A 6,963-nucleotide genomic window follows, 5' to 3' on the forward strand; every position below is an offset into this window, starting at 1 on the left:
TCCAAAGCCGAAATTGAAGCTGCTGATGAATTTGATGTGACTATTGTTAATAAAGACTTCAAAGAAGCTCTACAAAGCTTGGAAGCAGTTATTTTTCCATCGCCAAACTAAGTCATTAAATACAAAGGTAATATTATATCTGGTAGCTTTGTTATTGATCCTGGTATCGATAACTGGTTGAGATGTGTCAGGTTATAATCCCCTGTGGGTCAGCCTCCGGAAAGTTCAACTAGTAGAGCCAAAACTTAGCAGACATAACAAGCTACTGGATAATAGTTAAAACCCTGCTTAAGACTAATCACGCTTTGACTAATGACAACATCTAACCAAGACACGGAAACCCCTAAGAGTACTCAAGCGCTACCTTCGCCCTGGCGCTGCCTTACGGGAGCATTGATTTCTGGAGGATTGACGAGCGCTATTTATTTTCTAACTGTCTCGATTGCTACAACCTTTGCTAATAAACCCCTCACCTCTAACTCTCAGACAGCCCTCAAAATTGCGATCGCAGTTCGGACGCTGGTAGTAGGAGTCAGTACCCTAGCCACCTTTATCTTTGGTATTACTACCCTTGGTTTGGTAGCTTTGGCAATTCAACAACTCTACCGAACTAAGTTCGGCACTCTACCGCCCAAGTGAGGGTCGGGAGGTTAATAACAGTACATTTAATTTTCTTACCCCGACTCCCGACTCACTACTCCCTACTCCCTACTCCTATTAATCCTGGACGAGGTACTTCACCCATTGAGAACTGCTATATCAACAATTAACCATCTCAGTTTGTAAACCATCAATATCAAACAACTCTGGGGAAAACTCTCCACAAACCGTGTAGACAATCGCACGCACTAGGGCTTCAGCCTTCAGTAGGGTTTCTTCAAATTCCAGCTGGGGATTCGATAAGGCAATCAGAGCCCCACCGATACCAATCGATACCTGATTGGGAGTAATCTCAGCAGTTCGGATCACAATGTTAAGGTCTGCAGCACCGTTGAGTGCAAGAAACCCGATTGCTCCGGAATAGATTCCCCTGGCCTGGAGTTCCAATCGATCAATAATCTCCATGGTTGAGATCTTAGGAGCGCCAGTCATGGATCCTCCAGGAAATGTGGCACGGATACAGTCATCCACCCCTACATCTGGACGCAAACGACCCCGAATTGTACTCACCAGTTGATGAACTGTGGCATAGGTTTCCACATCCATTAACTTAGGGACATGGACACTGCCAATTTCGCAAACCCTGCCCAAATCGTTCCGAAGTAAGTCTACAATCATTATGTTTTCACAACGGTTTTTTTCCTGAGTGCGTAACGCCTCGGACAGCAGTCGATCTTCTTCTTCTGTTTGGCCTCGTGCGGCAGTTCCTTTGATGGGTTTAGATTCCACCCAACCTGAGGGGTCAATTTTAAGGAATCGTTCTGGGGATGAACAAGCCACAGCTAGTTCGCCAAATTTTAGGAAGGCAGAGTAGGGTGCAGGATTGAGTTCGCGCAACCTTCGGTAAAATGCCAAGGGGTCAAGTTCGATATTGGCATAAATTTTGTTAGTCAAGCAAATTTCGTAGCTTTCTCCAGCTTTAATTTGATCCAGACTTTCTTGAATATCCTCCAGATATCTCTGGTAGGAACGACTCAATCGAAAGCTAACTTTTCGATGAGTATAGTCTAACTCAATGGGAGGCAGAGGAGGTAGATTACAAAGCTGTTGATAGATACCATCAAACCAGGCATTGGCGTGGCTCTTTTCCCCGTTTTTAGTCAGACACAACAGATAGGTTACTTGCTCTTGATGGTCAAAAGCAATAATTCGGTCGGCTAATAGAAACATCGCATCTGGAAATGGCGATTGATGGACGATATTTCCTCCACATTCTGCCTTTAGTTCGTAACCAAAGTAGCCAACAAAACCACAGTTAAAGTCAAAGGGAAGTCCTTCTAAACAGTTGTATCGACGCTCAATTTCTCTGTGTAGATAGGAGAAGATACTTTCTCTCCGATGTGTTGTTTTTCCCGAGCAGTTAATGGTAAGTTTTTGGTCAGTAATCGAGTATTGCACTAGCAGGCTGTTTGGTCCTGTACCATCTCCCATAAAAGAAAAACGAGATAGACCAGGTTCTACGCGAGAGCTGTCTAGCCAGAATGCTGTCGGTTGTGAGCCAAATAGATGAACAAACACTCGTTCCGAATCAGGGTATACCGTGAGCTTGCGACTATGAATATTAAAAATCATTCGATGAAACAGCCCTGATATCTATAGCTGCTCTACCTCCTTTAGAATATCGTTAATCTCCTGCCGCAGACTCTTTAGATTATCCTCCAATGATTGACTTGCAGCGAGTTTATGCTCAATTTCACCCAGTCTTGGCTTCAGAGAGTCAGTGAACTGCTTGAGGCTATTTACCAATTCTTGCTGCAAACCTTGTTTTAGCTTATCGGTATAGTTATTCTGCAACTCACGCAAGGTGTCATCAAGCTGTTGGGTTGCCTTTTCACGCTGCTTAGGAACCGCATTGAAGCTAAACATGGTCAACATCAGAGCAAGTACAAAAGCTGACAGATCAAATAGTGCAGCGGTGGCTACTACATGCCCCCCAATTCCTGTTGCTGCGGCAGCAGTTCCCAAGGTCAAAAAGTTGTTGATTCCCTTTTCTGAGGCTACCTTAAGATTGTCAGAGATAGCAGTGGTATCAATTTTACCACTATTAAGTTCGGGAACCTGAAATGAGTCTTCTGAGAGGCTGGCTGCTACTTGTAAATCTTCCCTAGCTTCGCGAATAATTTGTTCTCGATATTTGATGAGGGTTGATGCTGCTTCCTTAACAATATCCTCCATCTGTTGCTCAAGTTTTACCTCCTTGATCGCCCTAGCTACTTTTTCTTCCAGGAGATCGTCTTCCCTAATAATACGCTTTTTCAATAGGTTAATGAAGGCGAAATTATCCTGGATTAGCTTATATAGTTGTTGAATTAGATTGGTAAACAGGTCACGAATTTTTTCTCTAAAGACACCAAAAATCAGGTCATATTGCTCAATGCGCTCATTGATTCGCAACAGGGAGCGGTCAAAAATCGTTTTTTCGGCAATAACTTTTTGCCGTGCCTGATAGTTATTTTTGTCTAACTGCTCTAGGTAAACTAATAGAGAATTCTGAGGACCCTGAAGTTTTAGCCGTATTTTTTCAGCTTCTACCAGAAACTCTAGTAAGAAGTCTCGTAGGGTGTCGATGTCTTTACCAGTGCGTGTTGATACTGTAAATAAAGGTGGTACTTCTGTAAAGACATCACGAAGTCCATCTTTGACGTGTGAGATAATCTGTTCACTCTCTTGTGGGGTGATCAGATCGACTTTATTTATAATAACGATTACCTTACGTACCCAGATCTTACTCACTAAGGAAAGAAAGTCCAGCTCTGATTTAGTCAGAGGTCGTTCCACTGAAGTGACAAACAGGATGATATCAGCATGCTGTAGATAATCCTCTGTCAGTGCTTGGTGACGTTCAATGATCGAGTTTGTTCCTGGGCTATCAATAAAGACAATGCCATCAAACCCATCTGGGTAATAGGGTTGAATCGAGTTTGTGGTCGGAAGTATGCCCACAGCAGCTAGCTCGTCATTACTCAAGCGATTCAGCACACTGGATTTTCCGGCATTAAATTCTCCACAAACAAAGATCGAGAAAGGATTTTCCAGTTGCTGCTTGAGGGCATCAAGATCAGGGCAAGAGACATCGAAAAGCAGCTCTGCTTCGACAAACAGTAGTTTTACACCTTTGATGGTGTTGAGGCTGCGGTTAAACAGATGCTCTTGTTGAACAGGAAGGGTCACCACGTTACTATGAGCGAAATGAGCGAACAGATCTAATTATATTAGCAAGTATTCGCAAGATAAATAAGCATAAATCCAAAGCCTACGCTAGTTAACCATAGCCTTCGTGTCACCTTAAGGTCAGTTTCTTGACTGGCGGGATAGATTACCCTCACTTCCGTGATCAGTTTAGCCGTGAGGTCACCAAGCTCGATTAAGCAACCATTAACACTTGAAAGTCTGGCTTGCTAGATTAGAAACTGAAAGGCTTGACAGCCTGACTCTTATACTATCTCAGCTCTCACTGGTTTCCTAAGCTTCCTAATAATTATGAAACTCCCAAAAGACCGTATCCCTGAAGACCAAGCCCACCAAGCATTCGCCCTAGCGGCTCAACTCTATGCTCAGCACAACCAAAGCTATTCTGTAAAGGAGTTAATTGAAGCAGGTAAAGAGGCACAAATTCCCCCAGAATTTATGGAAAAAGCCCTTGCTGAGATTAAAAAGCGAACGCATTCTAAATCCGTAGTCGCCAAACATCATAGTAATGGATCTGGTCTGATGTTGATTGGTATGGGTACAGTCTTACTTGCTCTTGCGGGTATAGGATGGTTAGCCAGTTTTGTAGAAACTAGACCAGTGGCAGAACCTGAGCGATTAGAAACTGGAGCAGTTGCACAAGCGGAGCCAATACAGGTAAGTGTGTCTCAAGAGGAACCCACAGCGTTTGCGGATAATATAGGGTCAGGGCATATTAACAAGTGTACACCCCTGATCGAGAAAGACCTCAGGGGTGCTAACCTCAGTGGGGCAGATTGTACGAATGTGGACTTGTCAGGAGTAGATTTGACTGATGCTAACCTGACTGGTGCTAACTTCAGCCGTGCTGATTTAAGTCAGGCTAACTTCAGCAATGCCAATCTCACCGGTGCCGATTTTGCTGGAGCAGATTTAGCCAATGCGGATTTAAGCGGTGCTAACCTGACTGGTGCCAATTTAAGTAATACAGATTTAAAAGGATCTAACTTGAGTGGTGCCAATCTCAATGGTACCGATCTGGCCAGGGCAGACTTAGAAAGGTCTGATCTCAGGGATGCTATGACCAATGGTGCTAATTTCGATAACACTAATCTCAATCAGGCAACTATGCCCAACGGTACAATTAACCAATAAAAAACCTACTTATCAGCGTTCTTTGCGTCTTCCTTGACTAGGTCAACACCGGACAAAGGGGACGCAGTGGACGCGGAAAAATTTTTAACATGGGTAATTCAGAGATATCATTAGAATTCAAAACTGATATAGTATGATATAATAAAGAACTAGTGGCGGCATAGCCAAGTGGTAAGGCAGGGGCCTGCAAAGCCTTTATCCCCAGTTCGAATCTGGGTGCCGCCTTTTTAAAATCGATAAGCTCGGGAAAATCTCGGAGATATGGAGTAGGAGAGGGCTCCTGCTAGTAATCAACTTCCTCTGACCACAGAAGGTCAGTGTCAAGAGTTGACAAATCCTGGACTTGAGATTGAAATTGATCACAGATTGCCAAGGGATCAACCCTCCGCTCAAACAAAGGACTATCAGGAGACTGACAAAATCTACCACTGAAAAACTGACACACGGCACAGCAATCCTTTCCACTCTTAAGCCCTGCTTCAATCTCTTCTTCCTGAAGTATCATTTCCGGTTGCATGGGAGCAAGCTTGAGATTCACACCATCCCATCGCGCTTTGATAATGCCGCTGATACTCAAGGTCTGCCATCGAGGGTCTTTTTCCACCACCTCTTCGGGAACTCGCAACCAAGCATCGGTACCAAAGCTCTCTACCATCACGTCAAACTCTTGGGGTTGCTGAATCTTAGCAATCTGCTTTCGGGAAAGCTGTTCCGGTGCTACTCCTAATTCAATTTTATCCCCCACAGCAGGAATATGGATATAGCATAAGGACTGATTGTCTCCAGACCGGGCTACTTGGTGTAAGGATTCTAATTCTCCATGAATTAAGACTAGGTGCTTGGGCTTTACCTTGTTGATTACTTGTCCGAGTCCAACCTTATCGGTATGGGCAGAGAGGTTAAACCGTTTGATTTGAGCTTTGACAGTAATTGATTTCCGATCTAGTTCAACAGTGTCCCCAGTTTTGAGACTTTGCAAGAGGCGGCCAGGGGATTCTTCATCAGTGTAGCCAGAAATAAAGATGGCAGCATTCTCTTGCTCTAGCAGTGCTGAGGCATAATAGACTGAAGGTCCACCGGTGAGCATACCGGAACTGGCCACAATTACACTGGGTTTTGCGATCGCAATCGGACGTTCCCGAGGGTGTTCGATAGAAATAATCGGGGGTGTACTGGTTTTATCAAAGAATGGTTCCTGGCCATTAATCTTAACTAAGTTCTGAACTGGAATAGGCAATAAGTCCAGGTTTTCTCGAAATACCTCTGTGACTGCTCTGACCAATCCATCCACAAAGATGGGAACTGTTAATTTATTAAATAGCTTGGAGGTGCGGATCGCTAACAAGATTTCCTGAGCTCTACCCAAGGCAAAAGAGGGAATCAAGACATTGCCCCCAGCTTGCACTACTTCAGCAATGGATTCCATCAATGCAGTTTCTTGATTTCTTCTAGCGGGGTGGACAGAGGAACCATAGGTAGACTCAGTAATTAAAATGTCCGCTTCAGGAAGCTCAGCTAAATTCAAGCCGTTAGTGGTACGACTATTGGTAGTGTGGAAGTCTCCGGTGTAGAGTAAAGACATATCCTTATAGCGCAGATAGATACAAGCCGCACCCAAGATATGCCCGGCATTGATGAACCTTACCATTAGTCCCGGTAATGCCTCAAAGTCTTTGCCTACGGGTTGAGTTTCCAATTGAAACAAGGTTTGTTCTAAATCGGCCTCATCAAATAACTCTGGAGAGTCTTCATTCAGTTGCTGTATCTTCAGTCCATCCCTGAGCATGACATGGGCAATTTCTCTGGTGCCATGGGTGGAAATCATCCGCGCACCAGGGTAGCGGCTGTGAAAAACCGGGACAGCACCAAGATGGTCTTGATGGCTATGGGAGATCAGGAGCAGGTGAGGATTATCCAGATAGTCCAAGGCGGGCAAAGGGTCGTAGCCTTTGGGTCGAGTGCCACAGTCTAAGACTACTT

5 protein-coding genes and 1 tRNA gene are annotated in these 6,963 nt (G+C 44.4%); 3 read left to right on the top strand and 3 right to left on the bottom strand.

Annotated elements, in window-relative coordinates:
- Positions 1-312: 312 nt before the first annotated feature.
- Positions 313-639: a DUF3082 domain-containing protein gene (locus tag F6K52_RS29255; RefSeq protein ID WP_293087010.1), complete on the top strand. Its 327-nt coding sequence runs from the start codon at positions 313-315 to the stop codon at positions 637-639.
- Positions 640-759: 120 nt separating this feature from the next.
- Here F6K52_RS29255 and pabB read toward each other — a convergent pair whose 3' ends face one another.
- Positions 760-2,232, bottom strand: coding sequence for an aminodeoxychorismate synthase component I (gene pabB, locus F6K52_RS29260; RefSeq protein ID WP_293087013.1), 1,473 nt, complete (start codon positions 2,230-2,232; stop codon positions 760-762).
- A 21-nt stretch (positions 2,233-2,253) separates the two neighbouring features.
- Positions 2,254-3,831 carry a dynamin family protein gene (locus tag F6K52_RS29265; RefSeq protein WP_293087016.1) on the bottom strand — a complete coding sequence of 526 codons (1,578 nt, stop codon included), beginning with the start codon at positions 3,829-3,831 and terminating at the stop codon, positions 2,254-2,256.
- A gap of 309 nt (positions 3,832-4,140) precedes the next feature.
- On the opposite strand from F6K52_RS29265, the gene F6K52_RS29270 reads away from it, so the two are divergent.
- Together F6K52_RS29270 and F6K52_RS29275 are read left to right on the top strand one after the other, a co-directional pair.
- Entirely contained in the window at positions 4,141-4,983 is an 843-nt protein-coding gene (locus F6K52_RS29270) for a pentapeptide repeat-containing protein (RefSeq protein ID WP_293087019.1), read from the top strand.
- Positions 4,984-5,137: 154 nt separating this feature from the next.
- Positions 5,138-5,208: transfer RNA gene (locus F6K52_RS29275), tRNA-Cys, on the top strand.
- A 58-nt stretch (positions 5,209-5,266) separates the two neighbouring features.
- Here the strand turns inward: F6K52_RS29275 and F6K52_RS29280 are convergent.
- The coding region (locus F6K52_RS29280; protein ID WP_293087022.1) for an MBL fold metallo-hydrolase at positions 5,267-6,963 on the bottom strand (1,697 nt) is incomplete at its 5' end.

It is taken from the genome of Moorena sp. SIO3H5 (assembly GCF_010692395.1).
GTDB lineage: Bacteria > Cyanobacteriota > Cyanobacteriia > Cyanobacteriales > Coleofasciculaceae > Moorena.